This is a genomic window from Cedecea davisae (assembly GCF_044095835.1).
In the GTDB taxonomy this organism is placed as follows: domain Bacteria; phylum Pseudomonadota; class Gammaproteobacteria; order Enterobacterales; family Enterobacteriaceae; genus Cedecea; species Cedecea davisae.
The window spans coordinates 630347-653569 of the sequence record NZ_CP172054.1; the positions used below are offsets into that span (position 1 = coordinate 630347).

20 protein-coding genes and 1 tRNA gene are annotated in these 23223 nt (G+C 53.5%); 9 read left to right on the forward strand and 12 right to left on the reverse strand.

The window, feature by feature from the left end; all coding sequences use genetic code 11:
- Positions 1-6: 6 nt before the first annotated feature.
- The 3 genes from lysS (at position 7) to ACG1VR_RS03515 (ending at position 2505) form a co-directional block, all read left to right on the forward strand.
- Positions 7-1524 carry a lysine--tRNA ligase gene (gene lysS, locus ACG1VR_RS03505; RefSeq protein ID WP_172569041.1) on the forward strand — a complete coding sequence of 506 codons (1518 nt, stop codon included), beginning with the start codon at positions 7-9 and terminating at the stop codon, positions 1522-1524.
- A gap of 121 nt (positions 1525-1645) precedes the next feature.
- Positions 1646-2344, forward strand: a complete 699-nt coding sequence (actS, locus tag ACG1VR_RS03510) for an amidase activator ActS (protein WP_395491053.1) — start codon at positions 1646-1648, stop codon at positions 2342-2344.
- Positions 2345-2431: 87 nt separating this feature from the next.
- Positions 2432-2505 (forward strand) — tRNA-Gly (locus tag ACG1VR_RS03515).
- Positions 2506-2585: 80 nt separating this feature from the next.
- Here ACG1VR_RS03515 and ACG1VR_RS03520 read toward each other — a convergent pair.
- Genes ACG1VR_RS03520 through ACG1VR_RS03545 form a run of 6 tightly spaced genes read right to left on the reverse strand, consistent with a single transcriptional unit; the run spans position 2586 to position 8676 of the window.
- Positions 2586-2849, reverse strand: a complete 264-nt coding sequence (locus ACG1VR_RS03520; RefSeq protein ID WP_395490215.1) for a YkgJ family cysteine cluster protein — start codon at positions 2847-2849, stop codon at positions 2586-2588.
- Positions 2846-4498 carry a dynamin family protein gene (locus tag ACG1VR_RS03525; protein ID WP_395490216.1) on the reverse strand — a complete coding sequence of 551 codons (1653 nt, stop codon included), beginning with the start codon at positions 4496-4498 and terminating at the stop codon, positions 2846-2848. The genes ACG1VR_RS03520 and ACG1VR_RS03525 overlap by 4 nt, the downstream gene beginning before the upstream one ends.
- A 1-nt stretch (position 4499) precedes the next feature.
- Positions 4500-6332, reverse strand: a complete 1833-nt coding sequence (locus ACG1VR_RS03530) for a dynamin family protein (protein ID WP_395490217.1) — start codon at positions 6330-6332, stop codon at positions 4500-4502.
- Between the two features lie 18 nt (positions 6333-6350).
- On the reverse strand, positions 6351-6887 hold the full coding sequence (locus ACG1VR_RS03535; RefSeq protein ID WP_395490218.1) for a hypothetical protein: 537 nt from the start codon (positions 6885-6887) through the stop codon (positions 6351-6353).
- A gap of 11 nt (positions 6888-6898) precedes the next feature.
- On the reverse strand, positions 6899-7696 hold the full coding sequence (locus tag ACG1VR_RS03540) for a GTPase (RefSeq protein WP_395490219.1): 798 nt from the start codon (positions 7694-7696) through the stop codon (positions 6899-6901).
- A 47-nt stretch (positions 7697-7743) separates the two neighbouring features.
- Positions 7744-8676 carry a WYL domain-containing protein gene (locus ACG1VR_RS03545; protein ID WP_395490220.1) on the reverse strand — a complete coding sequence of 311 codons (933 nt, stop codon included), beginning with the start codon at positions 8674-8676 and terminating at the stop codon, positions 7744-7746.
- 637 nt (positions 8677-9313) lie between these two features.
- On the opposite strand from ACG1VR_RS03545, the gene ACG1VR_RS03550 reads away from it, so the two are divergent.
- Complete coding sequence (locus ACG1VR_RS03550; RefSeq protein ID WP_172569047.1) at positions 9314-10840, forward strand: peptide MFS transporter; 1527 nt, start codon at positions 9314-9316, stop codon at positions 10838-10840.
- Between the two features lie 138 nt (positions 10841-10978).
- Here ACG1VR_RS03550 and ACG1VR_RS03555 read toward each other — a convergent pair whose 3' ends face one another.
- Positions 10979-12247 (reverse strand): chloride channel protein, encoded by a 1269-nt coding sequence (locus ACG1VR_RS03555; protein WP_395490221.1) that lies wholly within the window; start codon positions 12245-12247, stop codon positions 10979-10981.
- A 98-nt stretch (positions 12248-12345) separates the two neighbouring features.
- The gene (locus ACG1VR_RS03560; RefSeq protein WP_395490222.1) at positions 12346-13707 is read right to left on the reverse strand and encodes an MFS transporter; all 1362 of its coding nucleotides are present in this window, start codon (positions 13705-13707) and stop codon (positions 12346-12348) included.
- Between the two features lie 130 nt (positions 13708-13837).
- Here ACG1VR_RS03560 and ACG1VR_RS03565 point away from each other — a divergent pair, with 130 nt between their 5' ends.
- A complete protein-coding gene (locus tag ACG1VR_RS03565) occupies positions 13838-14731 on the forward strand; it encodes a LysR substrate-binding domain-containing protein (RefSeq protein WP_395490223.1) in 894 nt (297 codons plus the stop codon).
- Between the two features lie 37 nt (positions 14732-14768).
- Here the strand turns inward: ACG1VR_RS03565 and ACG1VR_RS03570 are convergent, their stop codons facing one another.
- From ACG1VR_RS03570 to ACG1VR_RS03580, 3 genes are read right to left on the reverse strand one after another with little or no spacing between them, the layout of a single operon-like run.
- Positions 14769-16331: a DHA2 family efflux MFS transporter permease subunit gene (locus tag ACG1VR_RS03570; RefSeq protein ID WP_395490224.1), complete on the reverse strand. Its 1563-nt coding sequence runs from the start codon at positions 16329-16331 to the stop codon at positions 14769-14771.
- Positions 16328-17371 carry an HlyD family secretion protein gene (locus ACG1VR_RS03575; RefSeq protein WP_395490225.1) on the reverse strand — a complete coding sequence of 348 codons (1044 nt, stop codon included), beginning with the start codon at positions 17369-17371 and terminating at the stop codon, positions 16328-16330. Before ACG1VR_RS03575 ends, ACG1VR_RS03570 begins: the two co-directional genes overlap by 4 nt.
- Positions 17355-17912, reverse strand: a complete 558-nt coding sequence (locus ACG1VR_RS03580; RefSeq protein ID WP_395490226.1) for a winged helix-turn-helix transcriptional regulator — start codon at positions 17910-17912, stop codon at positions 17355-17357. The genes ACG1VR_RS03575 and ACG1VR_RS03580 overlap by 17 nt, the downstream gene beginning before the upstream one ends.
- Before the next feature lie 277 nt (positions 17913-18189).
- Between ACG1VR_RS03580 and ACG1VR_RS03585 the strand changes: the two genes are divergently transcribed.
- The 4 genes from ACG1VR_RS03585 (at position 18190) to ACG1VR_RS03600 (ending at position 21956) form a co-directional block, all read left to right on the forward strand.
- Positions 18190-19356 (forward strand): methyl-accepting chemotaxis protein, encoded by a 1167-nt coding sequence (locus ACG1VR_RS03585; RefSeq protein WP_395490227.1) that lies wholly within the window; start codon positions 18190-18192, stop codon positions 19354-19356.
- 365 nt (positions 19357-19721) lie between these two features.
- Positions 19722-20573, forward strand: coding sequence for an SDR family NAD(P)-dependent oxidoreductase (locus ACG1VR_RS03590; protein ID WP_395490228.1), 852 nt, complete (start codon positions 19722-19724; stop codon positions 20571-20573).
- Positions 20574-20677: 104 nt separating this feature from the next.
- The gene (locus ACG1VR_RS03595) at positions 20678-21247 is read left to right on the forward strand and encodes a TetR/AcrR family transcriptional regulator (protein ID WP_395490229.1); all 570 of its coding nucleotides are present in this window, start codon (positions 20678-20680) and stop codon (positions 21245-21247) included.
- 25 nt (positions 21248-21272) lie between these two features.
- Positions 21273-21956: an NAD-dependent epimerase/dehydratase family protein gene (locus tag ACG1VR_RS03600; RefSeq protein ID WP_395490230.1), complete on the forward strand. Its 684-nt coding sequence runs from the start codon at positions 21273-21275 to the stop codon at positions 21954-21956.
- Here ACG1VR_RS03600 and ACG1VR_RS03605 read toward each other — a convergent pair whose 3' ends face one another.
- On the reverse strand, positions 21957-23177 hold the full coding sequence (locus ACG1VR_RS03605; protein WP_395490231.1) for a TCR/Tet family MFS transporter: 1221 nt from the start codon (positions 23175-23177) through the stop codon (positions 21957-21959). It lies immediately after the preceding gene.
- Positions 23178-23223: the final 46 nt, after the last annotated feature.

The following is a 23223-nucleotide window of genomic DNA, read 5'->3' on the forward strand; positions in this document are numbered from 1 at the left end:
ACCAACATGTCTGAACAACAAGCACAGGGCGTAGACGCGGCAGCCGATCTTAATAATGAACTGAAAGCGCGCCGCGAGAAGCTGGCTGCTCTGCGCGAGCAGGGCATTGCCTTCCCGAACGATTTCCGTCGTGACAGCACCTCAGACCAACTGCACGCAGACTTCGACGCGAAAGAGAACGAAGAGCTGGAAGCGTTGGGCATTGAGGTCACCGTTGCTGGCCGTATGATGACCCGCCGTATCATGGGGAAAGCTTCCTTCGTGACCCTGCAGGACGTTGGCGGCCGCATTCAGCTGTACGTCTCCCGCGATGACCTGCCGGAAGGTATCTATAACGAGCAGTTTAAGAAGTGGGATCTCGGGGATATCCTGGGCGCGCGCGGTAAGCTGTTCAAAACCAAAACCGGCGAGCTGTCCATCCACTGTACCGAACTGCGCCTGCTGACTAAAGCTCTGCGCCCGCTGCCGGATAAATTCCACGGCCTGGCGGATCAGGAAACCCGCTACCGTCAGCGTTATCTGGATCTCATCTCTAACGATGAATCCCGTAACACCTTTAAAGTCCGTTCTCAGATCATGGCCGGTATCCGTAAGTTCATGGTTGGCCGTGACTTTATGGAAGTTGAAACCCCGATGATGCAGGTGATCCCTGGCGGCGCGTCCGCTCGCCCGTTCATCACCCACCACAATGCGCTGGATATCGATATGTACCTGCGTATTGCGCCGGAACTGTATCTGAAGCGTCTGGTGGTTGGCGGTTTCGATCGCGTATTCGAGATCAACCGTAACTTCCGTAACGAAGGGATCTCTCCGCGCCATAACCCAGAGTTCACCATGATGGAACTCTACATGGCGTATGCGGATTATAAAGATCTGATTGAGCTGACCGAGTCCCTGTTCCGCACCCTGGCACAGGACGTTCTGGGCACCACCGAAGTGAAATACGGTGAAGAGATCTTCGACTTCGGCAAGCCGTTCGAAAAACTCACCATGCGCGAAGCTATCAAAAAACACCGTCCTGAAACCAACATCGCCGACCTCGACGATATGGATAAAGCGGTGGCCATTGCCCAGTCTATCGGTATTAAAATCGAGAAGAGCTGGGGCCTGGGCCGCGTAGTGACCGAGATCTTCGAAGAAGTGGCTGAAAGCCATCTGATTCAGCCGACTTTCATTACCGAATACCCGGCAGAAGTCTCTCCGCTGGCACGTCGTAACGACCAGAATCCTGAAATCACCGACCGCTTTGAATTCTTCATCGGCGGCCGTGAAATCGGCAACGGCTTCTCCGAGCTGAACGATGCGGAAGACCAGGCTCAGCGCTTTGCTGACCAGGTTGCGGCGAAAGACGCGGGCGATGACGAAGCGATGTTCTTCGACGAAGACTACGTTACCGCTCTGGAGCACGGCCTGCCGCCGACTGCGGGCCTGGGCATTGGTATCGACCGTATGGTTATGCTGTTCACCAACAGCCACACCATCCGCGACGTTATCCTGTTCCCGGCTCTGCGCCCGGTTAAGTAACGCCTCTGTCCCTCCCCGTCGGGGAGGGATCTCTTCTTTGATTAACCCGACGTTCCCGAGGATTGATTTGAGCAAGGAAAGCTTCTTCAAACGCTGGCAGGCTACGGCCCTCATTTTACTGATGAGCTTCCTGCTGACGGCGTGCTCCTCGCAGAAATCAGCCAAAACCTCCCGCAACGAAGGCACCTTCAGCGGTTCCGTCTACACCGTAAAACGCGGCGACACGTTATCCAGAATCTCGCGGATGACCGGCAGCAGCGTGGGTGAGCTGGCACGGCTTAATAATATTTCTGCGCCTTACACTTTACAGGTGGGGCAGCGGGTGCGAGTCAAAGGTTCTGCATCGGCTGCGCGGCCTAAAAATACCGCTACCGCAAAAAATACCTCTACGTCTCGTAGCTCAGGCAGCGGCACTATAGCGAAAGTTGCTCCGCCTCCGGTGGGTTCCCGCTGCTGGTTATGGCCGACAAAAGGCAACATTGTTGAGCCTTTCTCAAACAGCGACGGCGGTAATAAAGGCATCGATATCTCGGGTTCACGCGGGCAGCCAATTTACGCTTCAGCGGCCGGGACGGTGGTCTACGTTGGCAACCAGCTGCGCGGTTACGGTAACCTGGTGATGATTAAGCACAGCGAAGAGTACATTACCGCCTACGCCCATAACGACACGATGCTGGTAAATACCGGAGAGAAAGTTAAGGCCGGGCAGAAGATTGCCACTATGGGAAATAGCGGCGCAGACTCGGTTCGCCTGCATTTCCAGATTCGCTATCGCGCTACCGCAATCGACCCTCAGCGCTACCTCAAACCTTCTTGTTAATGAAAAAGTGCTTGAAAAACCATCACCTGGATGCAAAGGCTCTTGCCAGCGCGGACTGAAAGTCTATAATGCCTAACGCACCTTAAAGCGGGCGTAGTTCAATGGTAGAACGAGAGCTTCCCAAGCTCTATACGAGGGTTCGATTCCCTTCGCCCGCTCCAGTTCCTCTTTCTGCTTGCCCAAAAAATCAGTCCTGCACCTCTTTTTTATCTTTTCCCAATATCACCTTAGCAATAGCAAATTAAAGTTTTTCGCAAATGGCGATATTAACGCGGACGAATTCTTCCCACGAAATAACATTCTGAAGCCGCGCGCGGTAGTAATCCTCCACCCGACAAACTAGCGGGCGAGATTCGTATATCGCGCATAGATGTGTTTCTTCGAGAAAGTTATGGCAAGTCCCGTCCCCGCGATCGAGGAACGCGGTTTCGGGGCTGGCATTGACCCTGCGACAGCATTTGCCGCAGGCGTTACACGGGAAGGGGGTTAAGGCCATTTCACTCATGAAAAGGAACGGAGTTGCGAGGCGAGTTGCTGTACTTCGAATACGGTTTCGCTGATTGCTTCATCCTGCTGAGCCGCCAGGTTCCTGGATGCCTTTACCTTGTCCAGAAGCGCTTTAAACCAGGGGTCCAGTGTTTCACTAAGTAGCTTGCCTGCGTTGGCTTCGAATTGCGCCGCGGTGGTAGAGGCAAAATCCTCGACTTCTTGCTGGAAGCGTTCCCATTCACGGCGATGCTGCTCGCTTTGTTCACGGGCTTTTTTGCTTTCACCGTCTTCGGCAAAAATATCCCATAACGAGCTAATAACGGTAATTGCAGGCCCCACGTAAGGGATCCATTTTCCGACTACTGCCGCACCCCATTTTTCCATGGTTTTTGGCCCAATACCTTTCATTACGGATGGCAGCCAGTCTTTCACAAGTTTCAAAGTGGAAACAACATGCTCTGGTTTCGCGAGTGAGCTGAGCGAGCCGATGGCCTGATTGATCGTTTCGATATTAAGGTCGCTTTTTTCCGGGCTATCGGTATTTGTATCACTGCTCTGGTCAACCGGTGCCTGCGGGAGGGCTCCAGGGGCACTGGTTTTCGACTGGCGTAAGATAGCCGCCTCGAGGGAGTCTACGTCATCCTCAAAGCGTTGGATTAGGTAACCCATTTCGTATTTTTGTACTGCTTCGATTTGCTCGCTTGCTTGAATAAACAGAGCCTCGATTTTAGGCTGTGCGTGCCCGGAGTCCTGGTGAAGTGCCGATTTGCATCCCTGATACATAACTTTGCTCTGACGCTTAATCTCATCAAAAACATTTTTACGACATGCTTGTTGTTGCTCGATGATTTTCTTAAGGAGAGAGTCATAGCTGCGAACGGTTTCGCTGGTGGTATTCCTTTCCAGCGTCAGCAGAACATGGTCGAGGAATTTACTGAGTTCTCCGCTCAGGCGAGCATAAATGTGCTGGCTATCGATGCTGTTAATAAAAGATGTCAGCCCCGCCTCTAATGCAGGGAATCCGCTTAATTGCAGGAGCTTTTCTTTATTTTCTTGTTTGGCTCGCAGTGCCGTTTCTGCGTTAACAAGCATAATGGGAATGTCACCCAGAACATCCTGCATTCCCTTCGCTTCCGCCAGGTCTTGCAGGCGGATACGTATATCATTTTTAAGGCGAGTAAAGGTATCTACATCCGCTTTGTCTTTTTCATTAAGCACCAGAAAAAGCTTCTTTTTTGCCTGTAAAATATCGACCAGAGCTTGCAGGGTTTTCTCTTCTTCTGCCGCGCCTGATGGGTTAGCGACAAAAATAACTGCATCGGCTTTAAGCAATTGCTCACGGGTCACTTTCTCATGAGCCTTCGGGGCATCCACCCCTGGCGTATCGAGGATCGTAACGTTATTCCAGCTGTAGGCATTAATGCTGTTGGTGAGAGGGATATCTCCGGTGGCCGCGACTTGCTGGCCGATAAGTGCGTTGATTAACGTACTTTTCCCGGCGTTGTAAACACCATAAACCATAATGCTGGCATCAGACTGGTTACGTTTATCATCGAACTGGCGTTGAACTGCTTTAAAGTCGGATGCTAATTCAGGATGTTTGCCAACTAGTGCTGCCGCAAGGTCATAGGTTTTAAAGAGTTCTGCTGCTGATATATCCATCATGTTAATCCACCTGGCTGATTAATTTATGTTCCGCGTTTTTTCTGAGCTCGCCCAATACCTTTTCAAAATTTCCAATTTCGTCGCTTATCGTGGCGCAGGCATTTTCCAGATCGATTAACAGGCTCTCAAATTGTGTCTGAACCTCGTCACTAATGATTTTATCTATGGCTTCGTTGTAAGTACTCAACGTCCTGGTGCGCACCTCGTTGAGGTTATCCCCTACTGCAATTTCGATGTCACGGGTATTCTGCCGGGAGCCATCGCCAGCGGCCGCCCCGATCCCTGAACCAATAATTGAACCTGCCGCTGCACCTGCGGGGCCGCCGATCAAAAAGCCGACTCCCGCACCTATTAGCCCGCCCAGACCACTGTTACGGTTCCGTGTCCCTTTGGTATAGCCGTCAGGGATCTGCTGAATAGTTTTTTCTATCGAAAAATGAGGCAGGGATAACGAGGACGAATTCCATGTGGCGGTTACGGTGGATTTAAAATTAGCCATCACATCAGCAAGAATATTTTCCAGCGCTTGACTGATAAGCATATTCAGCTGTTTATCCCACTGCGTTTTAGCCGCTTTCAACGATGCATTAATATTATCTTCGTAATCACGGCTGGCAGACAGCTCGTCGAATTTAGTCTGGATGACTGCCTGCATCGTGAATTGGGCTTCGCGTATTTCCGGTATCGTCTTTTTACTGAGGCTCTGACGGATGCTGTGCAGGTCCTTCGTGAATTTGCCTGTCAGTTCGTGATACTGAGCCACTTCTGTAATGCATAAGTAAAGGAAATTTTTGAAATTTGTCATTGGCACCGCACGTTTCATGCGCACGCCATGCTGCTGTGAAATCTGGTGTAAGGTGGTAAACAGTTGGCCCATACCGCTGTCTTTTATAGCAGCTGGATTATCTGCATTGAGTTCCGCATAACGCGCCGAGACGGACAGGATTGCCACATTTTTAACATCAATATTGGCTTCCTGAAGTTCTTTTCTTACATAGTCACGCTGCAACTGACGATCCTGCTGTGGTTTCATCACCACGCGCTCAATTTCCTCATCGGCCTCGTCGTCCCAGTCGAGTATTTTTTTGTCGCTGCCGGTGAGCAGCAGCATAAGATTTTTCTCTTTACCGCTTAACTCTACAATTTCTTTAAGATCGCTGGCCCGCCCCGGGGCATCTGATTTCATGGTATAGAGAATCAAATCTGCATGGTCGGCATGCTCTTTTGCCAGCTCGCCGTTTTGCATTCTAACCGAGTGCAGTCCCGGAGAGTCTACCCACGTCAGGCCTGGCAGGCGAAAGCTCTGTATAGAGCTGGTTGCTTCCGTGGCATCCACGCGGAATTTTTCCTGCTTTTCTGCTTCATTCTCGCCGTCGCCATTTTCGGCGTTGGAATTTTCATAAGATCTATATTGAAGTTTTGCTCCGCCGCACTGATGCTGTTCCCTTGTCGGGTCAGTATGGCCCCATGCCATATAGTTGCCGAGCGAGCTCTTTCCTGATTTAACTTTTCCATAGACATACACCAGCAGGGAGTCTTCAAAGTTCTTGCGGAAACTCAGCCCCTTGTTCTGATTTTCCAGTCGAGCTTTCCAATCTGCATCCTGCGCCGCCAGCCCGGAGATGAAAGTCGTTAGGGTTTGATTTAGCGGACTGTTTTTCGGCACTTGTGCTCGCGAGTCAGCCAGAAGTCCGGACAGGTTGGAGTGAAACTGCTTGTAGCGTTGAGTGAATTGATTATCCAGCTCTTTGGCTTCCTCCAGAGAGGAATCAAATTGCCGTTGTAGCTCTTGAAAAGAAGCGAGCAGATCCTCGCGCAACATTTCCTGGTTCATGTCTTGTTCCCGTCCGTTTTAGCGACTTAATTCCTGGCGCTTCTGCTCAAGCTTTTTGCGAGAGTCGAGTAATCTCTGCAACTGTTTCTGGTAGCCCAAAATCTCATTGATGGCGTCATTGAGTGCTTCTGACTTAGTGAGCTCAACGTCATAGCACGCTTCAAATTGATTGAGATTTTTGCGGGTGCTATCGGTTAATAAAGAGAGGCCGTGACTCTCTGAGAAGTTTTGTGCCACAACGCGTTTGTACTGTTTACCCGTCTGCAATATAGAGGCCTTGAACGGCGGAGTAGAACGATAGTGCACGTTAACCCAGCCTTGCAGCGTTATCTGGAAATCAACGCTCCGCCGTTTACCTTCTTCTTTTAAAGCCGCTTTAATCGACTGACGCTCTTCTTGTTTCTCTCGCTCATGGCGTTCGCGCTCTGCCTGTTCACGGCGGCGGCGCTCTTCGTCGTCACCGTTTCCGCCTGAATTACTGTTGTCACTGGATGAGGAGGCTATCCATGCGCCAACGCCCAACACTGCTGCGCCAATTAACCAGGGTAATGCCATTTCATTTCTCCTTATATGGCTGGAAATTTTTTCAGGTTACGTTTCATCCATACCTGGAAATCATTCATTGCTTTATCAAAAGGCCGGAAGCCTTCTCGTACTTCCGTTGTCGTTAGCAGATGCTTCTCGCGTAGCGCTAGTTCGGCCTGCTTTAAGGCCTCAATAAGCTCATCAATGGCTATCCCATGGCGCTCGCGTTTCACCGCACCGGAATCGCGCCTTAGTTGATTGAGTTTTTCTACCAGATCGTTAAGGTGGCTGGCGCGCACCAGGCCATCTTTCTTTAGCGTCATACCAGCATGAAAGCGCGAACCAGAAATGGCATAGCAGCGGGGGTTGAAACCCAGGTCATCCCTGCACTGTTCAAGCATTCTTTTTTTAATGGCCTCAATCTTTTCTTCGCTTTCAACGTCAGATTTACTGAGCACTAAAACAATATTCTCTTCGGCGTACTGTCCAAAAGACTCTTTAAGCTTATGCAAAAAGTCGATTTCGATTTTTTCAAGCTCACCCTGTGGTTGGTGAACAAATAATACAATGTCCGCTTTTGCCGCACCCTGCTGAGCTATCAAATCATCACCGGTATTCGCATCGAGACCGGGCGTGTCGAGAAAGATAAACTCGTTGGTTTCAAACTCTTTTAGCTCAGCGGTTTCACGAATATCGTTGGTACGAAAACATTCGGTTTGAATATGGTTGGTTAACATATTCAGCAGAAAGCTTTTTCCGGCATTCATTAATCCCCATGCGGCAACGACAGGTTTGCCAACGGCGATCTCCTGCCTCAATAAAGTCTCTGCCTGCTGCAATAATTTTTCGTGCAGAGGCTCGTTTGAATCAGCCATTAAGCGGTCCCTCATTCAGTTAATAGATTTGTTAAATGAGATGTCTCAGCATCTTTATGTATGTGCGCTGTAGCTACCCGGGACTGAAAGTCCTTATTAAAATCCTCTATCAGCACAGCGGGTGCCACAATGTGAATGTCCGGCAGCCAGTAGCGCAGCCAGCGGAACAGGGTGTGTTTGTCGCTGATGGCTGTTGTTAGCGTCAGGCTGCCGTCTTCGTGGGTTTGTAAGATGCGCTGTGCGGGGAAAAGCGCCCGTCGGGTGACATAGGCCGCGGCATGAGCAGAAACCCAAAGCGTGGCCTCAATACGTTTCCCAAAACGAATACCGGTGGTGGCGTTTAGCTCCTCAATCACTTCCTCATCTAACGCGAAGTGCTTATCAGACAGGCTAAAGCCTTCAATTCGTGCGAGTTCAAAGGCCTTGAGATGGCCATCTTCTACGGCGGCTAAATACCACAAGCCATATTGATTAATCAGGCGGTAGGGCTGTACGGCTCTATTTTTACCGCGGTAGGCATAATGCGTCTCCAGGCGGCCAGAAATTGCTTTATCCAGCTTGTCTATCAGGTCGCTGAATGGGCGATTCTCCCTGCTGCTCGCTCCCTGAATTGTTATGTTCTCTACCTTCTTCATACGCTTACGCAGAGACTGCCCGTCGTTATGCGGGAACAGGTGCGCTACCCCGGCAAAATTAGCGAACTCGGCGAGATGCCCGGCGTGCAGCGAGGGCAGCAGATGCTCGCTCAGTTTGTAACGCCCGTTTGATATTTCATCCAAAACGGGTGCAAGCCGCGCCAGATCGCGGTAGGCCGTTCGTTCCGTTACGCCAAATTGGGCACACAGCCAGTTTTTGTCGATGGCATTGCCTTGATAAAGCGCGCCGAAGGTTTCGCATAGCCGGTTAATAAGCAGGTCGTGTTTCTTGCTGGTGTCGTTTTTCATTTTTGTCCAGGAGCACGCGGTATTGAAAAGCTAACCACCGCAGCGGGAGAAAATTCCTGCTGCCTGATTTGTCTTAAGTGACTCTTTGAGTAGTCATTAACGGCATAAACGGTGAAAACTAAAATCTAAAACACTATCAATTTTGATAGGCCGCATAGGGCTAATGCTACTTCAGAGGTTTGACAGGTGGTGTCAGCGGAACAATCCAGACGAGTATTTCAATAGTTGCCAGGGAGAAAAAGCGTGCGAGGAGTAGACGCTGCATTGCTGCTGCCCATTAGGTTAAAGGCGGACTATTTATAGGTTTTATTGTGGCAGAGGGTAAAGTAGAGGTAATTCTTATTAATTCATTGTTTTCAATGATTATTTTTAAAAATAATGAACTGCTTGATTGTCAATATACAACCCTTCTTTTGTCATCATTTATCGTGAAAAATGCGATTTAAATCGACTTTTCATCTAAAAAGTGGGTAATTGGCAATGAATCCGCTTCGTTACTGAGTGATTTCCTAATGAACTACGCTAAAGTGTCGCTCGCCGCTAATTGTTAGCATTTTGATAAAAACGATACCTGAGTGCTGATGTCGGCGCTTTTATCAACACCGCCTCACAAAAGATAACCAATGGGAGTTCACAGATGAACCATTCTGCGACTAAAACAAAAACCTTTTTCGGGCATCCGTACCCGCTAAGTTCGCTATTCCTCACAGAAATGTGGGAGCGATTCTCCTTCTACGGCGTTCGCCCGCTGCTGATCCTGTTTATGAGCGCCGCGCTCTTACAGGGGGGGATGGGGCTGCCAATCGACCAGGCATCCGCCATTGTCGGGATTTTCGCCGGGGGCGTGTACATAACTTCTTTGCCGGGTGGATGGTTAGCCGATAACTGGCTGGGCCAGCGTCGTGCGGTCTGGTATGGCTCTTTGATCATTGCTCTTGGTCACTTGTCTATCGCCATGTCGGCATTCCTGACCAACACCTTCTTCTTTATTGGCCTGCTGCTGATAGTGCTGGGAACCGGGTTATTCAAAACCTGTATCACGGTGATGGTCGGCACGCTGTACAAAAAAGAAGATACCCGCCGCGACGGTGGTTTCTCGCTGTTTTATATGGGCATTAATATGGGATCGTTTATCGCCCCGTTAATTATCGGCCCGCTGCACGAAAAATATGGCTGGCATATGGGCTTCGGCCTTGGTGGCCTGGGCATGCTGGTCGCTCTGTTTATTTTCCGTTTCTACGCTATTCCACAGATGCGCCGCTATGACAAAGAAGTTGGCCTGGATTCGACCTGGAATCACCCGACCGTTCAGCGCAAAAACGTGGGTAAATGGGTCACGCTGGCGATGGTGCTGCTTGCCGGGCTGGTGGTACTGATTTCTAACGGTACTATTCCGTTTAACCCGACGGTTATCGCCAAAAGCTCCGCTTATATCATCTCAACCTGCGTGGGCATCTATTTTCTGTTTATGTTCTTCTTTGCGGGCTTGACCAGCAGCGAGCGTTCCCGCCTGCTGGCCTGCCTTATTCTGCTGATAGCGGCGGCATTCTTCTGGTCGGCGTTTGAGCAGAAGCCAACCTCTTTTAACATCTTTGCGCGCGATTATACCGACCGCCAGATGGGGGCGTTTGAAATCCCTACTATCTGGTTCCAGTCTATCAACGCCCTGTTTATCATCCTGTTAGCGCCTGTGTTCAGCTGGTTCTGGCCTTCTCTGGCTAAGCGCAATATGAACCCGAGTAGCATGACGAAGTTTGTCATCGGCATTCTGTTTGCCGCTGCGGGATTTGCCGTGATGATGGCGGCTGCAAACCAGGTGCTGGCTACGCAAAGCGGCGTTTCGCCGTTCTGGCTGGTGGGGAGCATCCTGCTGCTAACGCTTGGTGAGCTTTGCCTCAGCCCAATTGGGCTGGCGACCATGACCCTGCTTGCGCCGCAGAAAATGCGTGGACAGGTGATGGGGCTTTGGTTCTGTGCCAGCGCGTTGGGCAACCTTGCTGCCGGTATCATGGGGGGGCACATTAATAAAGAACAGCTAAGCTCGATGCCGGATCTGTTTTCCCATGTTTCTATGGCCCTGGTTATCTGCGCCGTTGTGCTGGCCGCTCTGATTATCCCGGTGAGAAATATGCTGAGAAATGCTGATGCGAATGAAGTGAAATAACGGTTTTTAAGCTTCTCGCCCGGTAGCCTTTGTGGGATACCGGGCTTCTTTCACTCCGCACTATCCGCCGCTATCTGTTTATGCTTCTTTTTGACGAAGACAACCGCATCGCTTACAAGCAGCAGCGCTCGCGTGCTCTCAGTACAGATACTTCTTGTCCAGAATTCGGCAGGTAATAAATGCTCCGGCGGCGCATAGCAGCGTTGGAGCAAAATAACTGTGGTCCATATGGGTAAACTCCATGACCAATGCTACGGCGGTTATCGGCATCTGCATTGATGCCGCAAGGAAGGCCGCGCCGCCAACCAGCGCAAAGCTGCCGATGTCCCCGCCGGGGAACAGCATCTGCCAGAAAATAGCCAGCAGCAAACTCAGCAGGGCGCCAACCGTTAATCCTGGCGTCAGCAGCCCGCCTTCTGCCCCCGCGCGGAGTACGGCAAGAATGACCACCAGTTTCAGGGCCAGCAGAATTGCCGCGGCGTAAAAGCCGAGGCCGTTGCTGATAGCCAGCTGCATCGGACCCTTGCCATTCCCCGGTAACTGAGGGAACCAGAGGCTTAACGCCGCCAGCAGGGAAAATGCCAGCAGGCAAAACGCCGGCATCTGCCAGTTGGTTTTGACCCGGGTCCGCACGCCCGTGGTCGCCTTGCGGAACAGCCAGGCGGCCACGCCAAGCAGCGGGCCTGCGATAATTGCCCAGCCCATAAAGGAATGAGGGAGTGCAAACGAAGTGAAATGATATTGAGATTCGTCGCCTAAACCGAGTGTGGCAACCCATGCCGCCACCGCGGAGGTAATAACCGCCGCCAGCGCTTTTTCCCAGCTAAATGAAAGCAGCAGAACTTCCAGCGTAAACAGCGCGCCCGCCAGCGGAACGTTATAAACCGCCGCCAGCCCGGCCCCGGCACCGCAGGCAATGAGCGTCCTGGCCTCGTTTTCATACAGGCCAAATTTGCGTGCCACAATTCCTGCCGCCAGGGCGCCCATTTCTCGCGGAGCGACCTCGCGCCCGAGCGGGGAGCCGAGCGCTACGGTAATAATTTGCAGCAAGGCGTGAAGGGTCGTTGTGCCAGTGGGCATGGGCGTAGAAGGAGAGGCGACCGCGGCGGTAATCGAAACGCGTTTTTTACCGTATCGCGCCAGCAGCCACCAGCCAAAACCGGCAACCGCCCCACCGCCAATAATGGCCGCCAGCCGCCGCAGATGCTGCGAGCCTGTGACGCCCTCAAGGAAAGTTTCGCTGCTGATGAGCCGATCCAGGCTGTAGCCGAAGGCCAGATGCTGAATAGCATGCAGGATCAGCGCCAGTAACATCCCCGCGATACCGGCCAGCACGCCCGTCAGCAGCACGGCAGCCAGGCGAGCGAGATAGTTTTTGCCGCCAGCCGGTTCAGTTTGCTGAGTCATTATCGGATTCCTTAACGCGGGGAAAGCTGGATGATAAGGGATAAGAATTAAACATTTAGTATAAATGTAGCATTCATCCAGCCGGCGTCATTCAGAGCTTATTTCGCTGCCTGCCGCTCGCCTGTGCACAAGGCAATCAACATGCCGACCAGCGCCGCGCCGCACAAAACGCGGAACACCGCCGCCCAGTCGGTCATAGTCGGGCCGGTGCCAAGAATAACGGAGATAGCGGCCAGCATCATCGCGCCCGCCATATACTGGCTGGTTGCCATCAGCGCGCTGGCGCGTCCCTGCTGCTGGAGCGGAACCGCCGTCAGCCCCACGGCAAACATCGCCGGGAAAATTAAACCGTGGCCCAGGCCGCTCAGGGCAATCCCCACAATAAAGATTACGGAAAGCAGATCGTTCAGCGAGATAGACAGCAACCACAATCCCAGAGCAGAGCAGGCGAAGCCAATACCCAGCACAAGCGCGTTGGAATAACTGGCACTAAGGCGGGTATACAGCGCGTTGCCCGCGACAATCAGCAGCGCCAGAGGTGTGAACATCAACCCGGTGGTGACGGGATCCAGGTGAAGCGTTTGCTGCCAAAGTAGCGTCATGGCGTAAAACTGACTGCCGACGCTTGCCATATAACAGGCGCTGCTGAGCCAGCTGCTTTGCAGGCCCGGTAATGCCCTTAGCGAGCGGGCGAGCAGCGGCCGGGGAGCATAACGCTCATGCAAAACAAAAAGCAGCAGCATGGCAACGGCAAGGCGATTGGCTGAGTAGTCAACTGCGCCGGTTTCGGCATAACGCGTCATCGCCCAAACCAGCGCCCCCGCAGCCGCGCAGCCCACCAGAGCGCCGATCCCGGTGCGGTGCGTTTCTCCGTTCTGGCTCTGCGGCAAATAGTCCCGGCGCACCAGCCACAGCGCAATTAAGCCCGGCGGAACGTTAATAAAGAAGATAGTTCTCCAGTCCAGCGCGGCCAGTAGGCCGCCCAGCATTACGCCTGCCACCAGGCCCAGCGCGCCAACCGAACTCCAGATAGCCAGGGCGCGGCGGTGAGCCTCGCCGTGGAAACGCTGCGCCATCAGCGCCAGGACCGCCGGTTGCAATATTGCGGCGGCGATCCCTTGCCCGCAGCGGGCAATCAGCAGCATCCCGCCGCTTTGTGCCAGGCCACCCAGGACGGATGAAAGCAAAAAAAGCGCCATGCCAATGCTGAAAATACGGCGCGCCCCGAGCCTGTCGCACAGGCTTCCGCCCAATAACAGCAGTGCAGCAAACGTCAAACCATAGAGGGAGACGACCCACTGCATCTCGCTGAGCGAAAGATTCAATTCGTGGGCGAGGGTAGGCAGCGCCACGTACACAATCGCGTAGTCCAGCGCGATCAGCGCCTGAGCAATGCCGGGAGCCAGCAAAGCGATATAGCGCGTGGAGGCGGGCGCTGTCATCGCATTGATTTGAGTCATCGGAGGTTCCTGTTAATCTGTATAGGATGAATAATCCTCATTGGATTATTGCCGTCAGCAACAGGCTACGCCCGGTTTGGTAGGGCAATCAAAATCATATTTTTCAGCAAAAGATGAGTTAAATTCATTCATGAAATTACGCCGATTGCCGCCGCTCTCCGCTATTCGGGCTTTTGACGCCGTTGCCCGCCACGCCAGCTTTAAAGCCGCGGCCGGGGAAATTGGCGTAACGCCAACCGCCATCAGCCACCAAATTCGCGCGCTGGAAGAATCGCTTAATCAGCGGTTGTTTGTCCGTTCCGCGCGCGGCGTGGCTTTAACCGGTGCCGGGGAGATCTTGTTTCGCGCTTCCGGGCATATATTCACTACGCTGCGCGAGGCGGTGGAGGTTATCGATCACACGGCTCTGCCGGGGGCGCTGACGCTCAGCACCACCTCTAATTTTCTCACCAACTGGCTGGTGCCGCGCCTGCCTTCTCTGCATCGCGAGCACCCTGAGCTGGAGCTGCGTTTCCACAGCAGTGTTGAGCTGGCCGACCTGCGCGGGACGATGGCAGACTGCGCGATCCGCTACAGCATGCAGGCGGACAGCGCGCTTGAAAGTACGCTGTTGCATCAGGATAAATTTGTGCTGGTAGCCAGCCCTCAGCTTAAGCTCCACAGCCCGAAGGATTTGGCCGGGCTAACGCTGTTTCATATTGAGAATCGTCATGTACCCAGCCCCGAGCCAAGCTGGCAGCACTGGAAGGAGGTCTTCGGCCCGGCGGATTTAGCCGTGCAGTCGGGGATCCGTTTTGATGATGAAACGCACGCCATCCAGGCCGCCATTGCCGGGCAGGGCGTATTGCTTGCCAGCGAGTTGTTGATTCGCCGGGCGCTGGAGCAGGGGTTGCTGCATATCGCCCTGCCGGGCGCGCTGCCCGGTGCGAATTATTACTTTGTGACCAGCCCTGAAAAAGCCGGCAGGCGGGATGTGCAGGAGTTCAAAGCATGGCTACAGCAGGCGTTTGAAACCGCCAGTTAAAGATACTCCACCCGACGTATAACGCCTCTCCGGGATATCACTGTGCCTGCGGTTTTTTCATCAACGGAACCAGCAGCGCGGCAATTAAAAAACCTATCATTATCAGATAAAAAGCATCCGAGAATGCCTGGGTTCGTGCCTCGCGTAGCGCCAGCGATGAGAGATTCTTCAGCGCCCCCGTGGCGGCGGCATCCGGCGATATCCCCTGGGTGAGCAGGTTTGCCGTACCACGCTGAACAAAATCACTCATCGCCAGGTTGGCGTTATTTAAATGATCCGCCAGGCGGCTGTAATGCAGGTTTGTTCTGTCGTTAAGTACCGTTCCGCACAGGGCGATGCCGATAGCGCCGCCCAGGTTACGCATTAAATTAAACAGGCCGGATGCCAGCTTCAGGCGGGCCGGAGGCAGGCTACCGAGCGTTAAGGTTACGGTTGGCGCGACGGCAAACTGCTGAGCCAGGCCGCGAAAAGCCTGCGGCAGCAGCAACTGATCGGCCCCCCAGTCATGGGTGATCGGCACGAAGCTGTACATTGAGAAAGCAAAGCCCACCAGCCCGGCCATCAGCAGCCAGCGTAGATCGACCCGGTTAGCCAGCCATGAGTAGAAGGGGATAGACATCACCTGGAACAAACCGGTGGAGAAGACCGCCAGGCCAATCTCAAGGGCGCTAAAACCGCGCACCGTGCCGAGATACAGAGGGGTTAAGTAAATGGTGGCAAAAATGCCGACTCCGGCCATAAACGAGAAGTAACAGCCGAGGCTGAAAGTTCTGTCCTGCAGGGCGCGCAGATCCATGACCGGCTGCGGGTGGCGCAGGGTGCGAACAATAAAGGCGATGCCGCACAGCAGCGCTATCCAGCCGGTGGTGGTCAGCGTTGCATCGTCAAACCAGCCCCAGCGCGGGCCTTCTTCAAGGGTATATTCCAGGCAGCCCAGCGAGGCGGCGAGCAGCAGAATACTGAAATAATCCGCCCCCCGCAGAAGGGAGGGATTTGGCGAGTCCACCTTTACCAGTAGCGGCACGGCGATGGCGATATAAATGCCGGGCACGACGTTAATAAAGAATAACCAGTGCCAGTTAAAATTTTCAGTGATCCAGCCGCCGACCGTCGGCCCCAGCGTTGGAGCCAGCGAAGCAAGGCCGCCAATGGTTGCGGCTGCGATCACCCGCTGCTTTCCCTGGAAAAAGGCGAAGGCGGTGGTAAAAACCAGCGGGATCATTGAGCCGCCAGCCAGCCCTTGTAATGCGCGGAAGGCTATCATGCTTTGGATATTCCACGCCCAGCCGCACAGCAGGCTCATCAGGGTAAAGCCCGCGGCCGAAGCGGCAAACAGCCAGCGAGTCGACATCACCCGCGCCAGCCAGCCCGAAAGCGGAATAATAATGATCTCGGCGATCAGGTAGCTGGTTTGCACCCAGACGGTTTCATCGTCGCCTGCTGACAGGCCGCCGCCGATGTCCCGTAGCGAAGCGGAGACAATCTGGATGTCGATAAGCGCAATAAACATCCCCATGCACATACTGGCGAAGGCGAAGATCTTTTTCCCCATCGGCATAGATATGCCCTGAGGCAGCGGAACGGCCTGGGTGCTACTCATCGGGTGCTCTTTTGATCGACTGTGACAATGACCGACAGCCCCGGACGCAGCACGTCAAGTTTCGCCCCATCGCCTTCCAGAGCGATGCGAACCGGCACGCGCTGAACGATTTTGGTGAAGTTGCCGGTGGCGTTTTCAGCCGGAAGAATGCTGAAGCGCGAGCCGGTAGCCGGTGCAAGGCTTGCAATATGGCCTTTAAAAGTGTGGTCTGGCAGCACGTCCGCAACCACGGTTACCGGCTGCCCGGCGCGCATGTGCGCCAGCTGGTTTTCCTTAAAGTTAGCGTCAATCCACAGCCCCCCGGAGGGGACCAGCGAAAGTAATTGCGTGCCGCTGCTGACAAAAGAGCCTGACCAGGCGCGGCGGTTGCCGATTACGCCATCAAACGGGGCGCGGATCTCGGTGTAGCTGAGATTAAGTTTTGCCAGCGCCAGATTAGCCTGTGCCTGCTCCAGCGCGGCCTGGGTTTGTTTTTCGCGAGCGTCGAGCACCGCCAGCTGGCGTTCGGCTACAGCTTTATCCGCCAGGGCTTTGCTTTGTTCGGCTCTGGCGCGGCGGTAATCGGCGGAGGCATTGTCGCGTGTCTGGGCTGAAATAGCGCTCGTCGCCTCCAGCGCGCCGTAGCGGCGGTTATCATTTGCCGATTTCTCCGTTGCCGCTGTTGCTGCTGCAAGCGAAGCAGAAGAACCCATAATTGTGGCCTGCTGTAACTGCCTTGTTGCTGCGATATCCGCCAGCGCTGCCTGTTGGGCCGCAACCTCGCCACGGGCTTTTGCCAGCGCGGCCTGATAATCACGATCGTCAATACGAATCAGCAGGTCGCCTTTTTTCACCGCCATATTGTCCTGCACGGCTAGCTGCTGAATGTACCCAGAAACCTTGGTGGATATGGCGCTGATATCGCCGCCAACGTAGGCATCGTCGGTAGACTGCATATAGCGCCCGGCGTGCCACCAGTGGGCACCATAACCTGCCGCCGCCAGAATCGCCGCGCCGAGTACGGCCAGCGTGAGCATTTTTTTCTTACTGGCCGGATTCATTGTTGGCGTCTCTGTAAGGTTCAGGTTGGAATTTCTGCCCGACTTCGCCCGCGCGCTTGCGCAGCAGGTATTCGTGGCGGTATTTCATCATCGGCGAAGCGGCAGGGCCGGGAACCATGGTGTACTTGCCCGGAACGATAGCCTCCCCGGTTTGCTTATCGACCATTACCGGCTCTACCGGACGCTGGGTTTCATTTTCCACCAGCTGCATCTGGCGGCCTTCCGGTGAGAAGTGGCGGCTACCCCATTCGGCCAGCGCCAGCAGGACTATGCGGAAGTCGCGGCCGCTTTGCGTCAGGTGGTATTCATAGCGAGGCGGCGTGCTGCTGTAGCAGACTTTTTCCAGCAGCCCGTCGTCTACTAACTCCTTCAGGCGGCGCGACAGAATGTTTGGCGCGACGTTGCTGCTCTTCTGGAACTCATCGAAGCGGGTAAATCCGGCGAAGGCATCACGCAGGATCATGATGCTCCAGCTATCACCGATGCGGCCGAGGCTGCGGGCGATGGGGCAGGGAGCGTTGCACAGCGGTTCATTTTTCATGGTCTGGCCTGAGGGCGAATGTCATTTGCCCTCAAATTGACATGGTAACTATCAAAATGCAAGTCACTAATCAGTCGGCTTGTGTACGCGCTCTTGCGTCGGTGGAGAGGCTTTGGATATATTGATAAAGGCGGCGTTCTTAATCTAAAAGTGCGGATTAAAAATCCTTCAAGTTGGCTTACGGAAGCATATAACTTCAATCTTTTTTGGGCGATGGCTTTTCTATCAATCCAGGTAATAAATAATATACCCCCCCGTGCAAGTCACAGGATTACTTATGCTTAAGAATGCCAGCGTTCGCAGCGTTATTTTCTTCTTTTTAGCGATATCGTTTTTAGTCATCGATTTATTGGCGTTCAGTTTATCTGCGAATCTTTATGTTCTGATAATGTTAAATATTGCCTGGGCAATATTGCTGACCTCGCTCTGGACGTATATGACGATATATCTTGTACGGCCGATTAATAACGTTAAAAGAAGCATAGATGAGATAAACTCCGGGAACTTGTCGGTGCATATTCCTGAGTTTGGTAATAATTGCGCCGGGCGCTTAATTCCCGGTATAAATACGCTTTCGGCCGAAATTACTACCCTGGTAATGGATATTCGTAAATCTTCCCAGTCTGCCAATACATTATCTGAAAATCTGGCGCACCAAAGCGCGACGCTGTCGGTGAAAACCGAGCAGCAGTCGGCGATGCTTATCCAGACCGCTGCCAGCATGGAGCAGATTTCGGCGGGTACCAAAAATAATGCTGAAAGCACCCGCCAGCTCAGCGGTATCACCAGCGGAGCGCACCGTTCGGCTAACCACGGCAGCGACCTGATGCAGAAGCTGACCAGCAATATGACCTCGATTACCGACTGCGCCAATAAGATGACGGAAATCATTACCATCATCGACAGCATTGCCTTCCAGACCAATATCCTGGCGCTGAATGCCGCAGTTGAAGCGGCGCGTGCCGGCGAGCATGGAAAAGGTTTTGCGGTGGTAGCGGGCGAAGTAAGAAACCTGGCGCATAAAAGCTCTGAGTCCGCCAAGAATATTAAATCACTGATTGATATTACTAATCAAAACGTATTACAGGGCGCAAGTCTGGTGTCCGAAGCGGAAAAAAATATGAAGGATATTGTTTCCGGGTCGGAAAATATTGATGCGCTAATGGGGCATATATTTATCTCAACAAACGAGCAGGAAAAAGGGATTCAGCAAATTACCAGCGCGCTGTCCGAACTGGAAAAAGCCACCCAGACAAATGTTGCGGTGGTTGAAGAACTGGCCGGTTCTTCCGAAGTGTTGAATAAACAGGTATTTGAGCTGGAAAAAAGAACCAGCACATTACGCCTCGGCGATAATGATGAAGCTAAAATTGTACAATCGGCCCGGCCCGTGCCGCGCAGGGTGCCAAAAAGAGAAGAAGAGGGGCACTGGCAAACATTCTAAAATGCCGTGTCGGATACAATAAAGCCCTGAGTCTCAACACTTCGGGCTTTATTGTTTTATCTGCTGCTTGAGTGTGGCCAGATCGCGCTACAAACGCTTCCTGGCGCAATATGCTGCTTTATCGAACGCTCCCCCCTGGTTTTTCCCTTGCCCATCAGAAAAAATTCTGTCTGTATCGGACTGATAAAACTCATTTTAAATCGCCCCTCCGACTGCCGGGCGAATAAATTTCACCGTCATGTATTGCAAATAAAATCGCCAATCTTATAATTGAGTGAGTGGTCAGTCATTTATTGGTTGGCCGTAATACACCGCACAAAAGCCTTACCGGCAGCGTGCAGCGCCTGATAACTAAGGGGAAAAAGATGACGTCTAAAACTGAAAAGTGGTTTATCACCGGTGCTTCCGGCGGCCTTGGCCTGGCGCTGACCCGTCGCGTACTGGAAGCCGGGCACGCCGTAGTTGCCGCCGTACGTAATCCGGCAGCTCTGGCAGAGCTGAGCCAGCAATTCTCCTCGCAGCTTGTTGTTGAGAAGCTGGACGTAACGGATTTTGCCAGCTTGCCGGAAATCGCTAAAAAGCACGCCGACAGCGAAATTATTGTGAACAACGCGGGCGGCGCGATTATTGGCGCAATGGAAGAGTTTAGCGAGCAGGAAATCGAGCATCAATTTGCTTTAAACCTGCTCTCCCCGGTACACATTACGCGTGCTTTCCTTCCGGCTCTGCGGGCTAAGAAACAGGGACGCCTGATTTACGTTTCCAGCATGGGCGGGCGCGTTGCTTTCCCCGGCGGTGCGTTTTATCACGCGGCTAAATATGGTCTTGAAGGTTTTGCCGAGACAGTTGCCCAGGAGGTTGCTGAATTTAATATCAAGGTGCAAATCATCGAACCTGGCTCGATTAAAACCAACTTCCAGGCCAACGTGCGCTGGACCGAAGAAACCGCGGCCTACAAAGACGGCACCGTGGGTCAACTACGCCGCTGGATTGCCGAGCACGGTGAAGAAAGTAACTCAGGTGACCCGGTTAAAATGGCGAACGCCATCTATACCCTGAGCCAGCAGCCGGAACCGGAATTGCGTACCGTTCTGGGCGCGGACGCCTTCCAGATCCTTAAAGGCAGCTACCAAAAAAGCCTGCAATCTCTGGAGTCGCAGCAGGAGATTTCCGTCTCCGTCGCTATTGAAGGCAAAACCGGGTTTATTCCCGAGTAACACCGTTCCTCCCGCAAACGGCGGGAGGAAAGCAAAGCTAAAATCCAGGCGGCTAAATCTATTACACTGTGCTCACTGAATTTACCGGCCCCGGAGGCGTAATAATGGCAAGACCACTAAGCCCGCAAAAACATGCGGCACTTCTTGAAGCGGCGGTGCAGACGGTTGCCGAAAGTGGTTTATCGGCCACGACGGCCAGCATTGCTAAACGTGCCGGTGTGGCGGTAGGAACGCTGTTTACCTACTTTCCGACCAAAGAGCAGCTGCTTAATGAAGTGTATTTGATGCTGAAGCAGGATATGTCCGACCTGCTGGTCGCCGGTTACCCGAAGGATGCCGAATTTCGCACTCAGATATTGCATATCTGGCGGGGCTACACCGAATGGTCGCTGAGAAATCCTGAAGGGAAGCGGGTGCTCAGGTTGTTGACGGTGTCAGAGCTGCTAACGTCGGAAACCATCGCCAGCACGCCGGAGGCGCTAAACCAGGCGGATAAAATGTTTGATAACGCAATTAAGCAGTCGCTGTTCGTCACCGAAAGCAAAGCGTTTATCTACGCCGTTATCCAGAATATTTCCGATGCTACCAGCGAGCAAATTGCAAAACACCCAGCGGATAAAGAAGCGCTGCTGGAACTGGGCTTTGGAATGATGTGGCGTGCTATTTCTGCCTGACTCTACTTTTTAACAGGTACTGCTGATGAAAATTGTGATTGTTGGTTCTGGCGGCATGGTCGGGCAGGGCGTGCTGCGGGCAAGCCTGGCGGCGAAAGACGTTAGCGAGATTATTTTGCTGGTCAGGAACGAGCCTGAAGGCGTTGCTGACCCGCGTGTGCGCTATATCGTAAATAAAGATCTGCTGACCTTTGATGCATCAGACCCGCTGTTCAGCGACGTTGATGGCTGCTTCTTCTGCGCCGGGATCAGCTCATCCGGCGTCAGCGAAGAGGTTTATCGCCGGGTCACTTACGATATGACGCTGCGCGTTGCGGAACAGCTCAAGGCCAGCAGCCCGCAGATGAAGTTTATTTATGTATCCGGCGCGGGGGCTGACGCCAGCGGCAAGAGTTCACAGATGTGGGCTCGGGTGCGCGGCGAAGTGGAAAACAAGCTACAGGCGTTGTTTACTGGCAATGTCGCCATTTTCCGCCCGGCGTTTATTCTGCCGACGCCGGATGTCCAGTCCCGCACTCCGGCTTATCGGCTGTTATATATCGTCATCGCACCGATAATGCGGCTTATCAGCGCGGTTACCGGGAAGCGCTTTTTATCCATTATCGACATCGGCAACGCGATGCTGAACATTACGCGCTACGGGACCGATAAAGTCATTATGAGCAAGCCGGACATCGTGACCTGCGCCGACAAACACAGCGCGACCTGACTACAGGCGCTGCGGCTGCTCCGCCTGCCTGCTTCTGGTGCCGAGCAGCACCAGCGGCACCGCGACGGCGTACACCACAATCACTGATAACCAGATAGCGCCGGGCCACTGCTTTTGCACCACAAAGTAGAAGCTGGAAAAGCCCAGCGGAGCAATTATCGACGCCAGGCTAACCGACGACGCGAGAATGCCCTGTAATTGCCCCTGGCTGCCGGAATCTACCTTGCGGGTAGCTAAAGCCTGTAGCGCCGGGGTGCCTACTCCGCCGAGGGCAAACAGCGGCATAATCACAAACACCAGCCAGCCTTGCTGAGTAAAAGCCAGCATCGCCAACGCCGCGCAGGAGCTGGCAATCCCGAACAGCACCGCACCCCGCTCGCCCAGCACCCGGGTTACCGGGCCGGGAAGTAGCGCCTGGGTCAGCGTCTGGCAAATGCCGTAAGCCCCCAGCGAAAGCCCAATCCACAGGCCGTTCCAGCCGAAAGTATCAAATCCCCACAGCGCCCAGCAGGTGCCGTAGACCTCGCCGGTGGCGCTTAAAATGAAAAATACCAGCGCAATCGGGATAAGCCCCTTCATGGCGAAAATTTTACGCAGTGGCAGCAGCGGGTTGAGCGTGGCCAGCCTGAAAGGCTGGCGTTCCGGCTGGCGTTCTGGCTGGCGTTCCGGCTGGCGTGATTCCGGCAGCATAAATAGCGCCATCAGCAGATTGCAGCCGTTGAGGACGGCGGCGGCGATAAACGGCAGGCGTACCCAGTAATCCCCAAGCAGCCCACCCAACACCGGGCCGATAATAAAGCCCGCGCCAAACATAGCGTTAAACAGCCCGAAACGGCGAGCGCGTTTATCCTCCGGGGTAACATCGGTGATATAGGCCATCGCGACCGAAACGTTGGCGCTGGTTAGCCCGGCTATGGCGCGGCCGAGCAGCAGCATCCACAGCTGAGGGGCAAAGGCCATAATCAGATAGTTAATGGCCGCACCTGCCAGCGAAATCAGCAGCACCGGGCGGCGACCATAATTGTCGCTTAATGCACCCAGCAAAGGGGCAAAGACAAACTGCATCAGCGCATAAAGCGCGGTCATGATGCCTATCCAGTGGGCAATGTCCTGACTCTGCGTGACCTGTTCCAGCAGCCTGGGAAGGATAGGAAACACCAGACCGATACCAACGGCATCAAGGCAGATGGCGGAGAAAATAACCACAAGGGCTTTGTTCATGGTTTACCTGTACTAAGTACCAATATATACTCAGTACATAATTATC

Bases quoted from the DNA above. Each gene is read 5' to 3' on its own strand.
- lysS (WP_172569041.1), top strand. From the start codon at position 7: ATGTCTGAACAACAAGCACAGGGCGTAGACGCGGCAGCCGATCTTAAT.
- actS (WP_395491053.1), top strand. From the start codon at position 1,646: ATGAGCTTCCTGCTGACGGCGTGCTCCTCGCAGAAATCAGCCAAAACC.
- ACG1VR_RS03520 (WP_395490215.1), bottom strand. From the start codon at position 2,849: ATGAGTGAAATGGCCTTAACCCCCTTCCCGTGTAACGCCTGCGGCAAA.
- ACG1VR_RS03525 (WP_395490216.1), bottom strand. From the start codon at position 4,498: ATGATGGATATATCAGCAGCAGAACTCTTTAAAACCTATGACCTTGCG.
- ACG1VR_RS03530 (WP_395490217.1), bottom strand. From the start codon at position 6,332: ATGAACCAGGAAATGTTGCGCGAGGATCTGCTCGCTTCTTTTCAAGAG.
- ACG1VR_RS03535 (WP_395490218.1), bottom strand. From the start codon at position 6,887: ATGGCATTACCCTGGTTAATTGGCGCAGCAGTGTTGGGCGTTGGCGCA.
- ACG1VR_RS03545 (WP_395490220.1), bottom strand. From the start codon at position 8,676: ATGAAAAACGACACCAGCAAGAAACACGACCTGCTTATTAACCGGCTA.
- ACG1VR_RS03550 (WP_172569047.1), top strand. From the start codon at position 9,314: ATGAACCATTCTGCGACTAAAACAAAAACCTTTTTCGGGCATCCGTAC.
- ACG1VR_RS03555 (WP_395490221.1), bottom strand. From the start codon at position 12,247: ATGACTCAGCAAACTGAACCGGCTGGCGGCAAAAACTATCTCGCTCGC.
- ACG1VR_RS03560 (WP_395490222.1), bottom strand. From the start codon at position 13,707: ATGACTCAAATCAATGCGATGACAGCGCCCGCCTCCACGCGCTATATC.
- ACG1VR_RS03565 (WP_395490223.1), top strand. From the start codon at position 13,838: ATGAAATTACGCCGATTGCCGCCGCTCTCCGCTATTCGGGCTTTTGAC.
- ACG1VR_RS03570 (WP_395490224.1), bottom strand. From the start codon at position 16,331: ATGAGTAGCACCCAGGCCGTTCCGCTGCCTCAGGGCATATCTATGCCG.
- ACG1VR_RS03575 (WP_395490225.1), bottom strand. From the start codon at position 17,371: ATGAATCCGGCCAGTAAGAAAAAAATGCTCACGCTGGCCGTACTCGGC.
- ACG1VR_RS03580 (WP_395490226.1), bottom strand. From the start codon at position 17,912: ATGAAAAATGAACCGCTGTGCAACGCTCCCTGCCCCATCGCCCGCAGC.
- ACG1VR_RS03585 (WP_395490227.1), top strand. From the start codon at position 18,190: ATGCTTAAGAATGCCAGCGTTCGCAGCGTTATTTTCTTCTTTTTAGCG.
- ACG1VR_RS03590 (WP_395490228.1), top strand. From the start codon at position 19,722: ATGACGTCTAAAACTGAAAAGTGGTTTATCACCGGTGCTTCCGGCGGC.
- ACG1VR_RS03595 (WP_395490229.1), top strand. From the start codon at position 20,678: ATGGCAAGACCACTAAGCCCGCAAAAACATGCGGCACTTCTTGAAGCG.
- ACG1VR_RS03600 (WP_395490230.1), top strand. From the start codon at position 21,273: ATGAAAATTGTGATTGTTGGTTCTGGCGGCATGGTCGGGCAGGGCGTG.
- ACG1VR_RS03605 (WP_395490231.1), bottom strand. From the start codon at position 23,177: ATGAACAAAGCCCTTGTGGTTATTTTCTCCGCCATCTGCCTTGATGCC.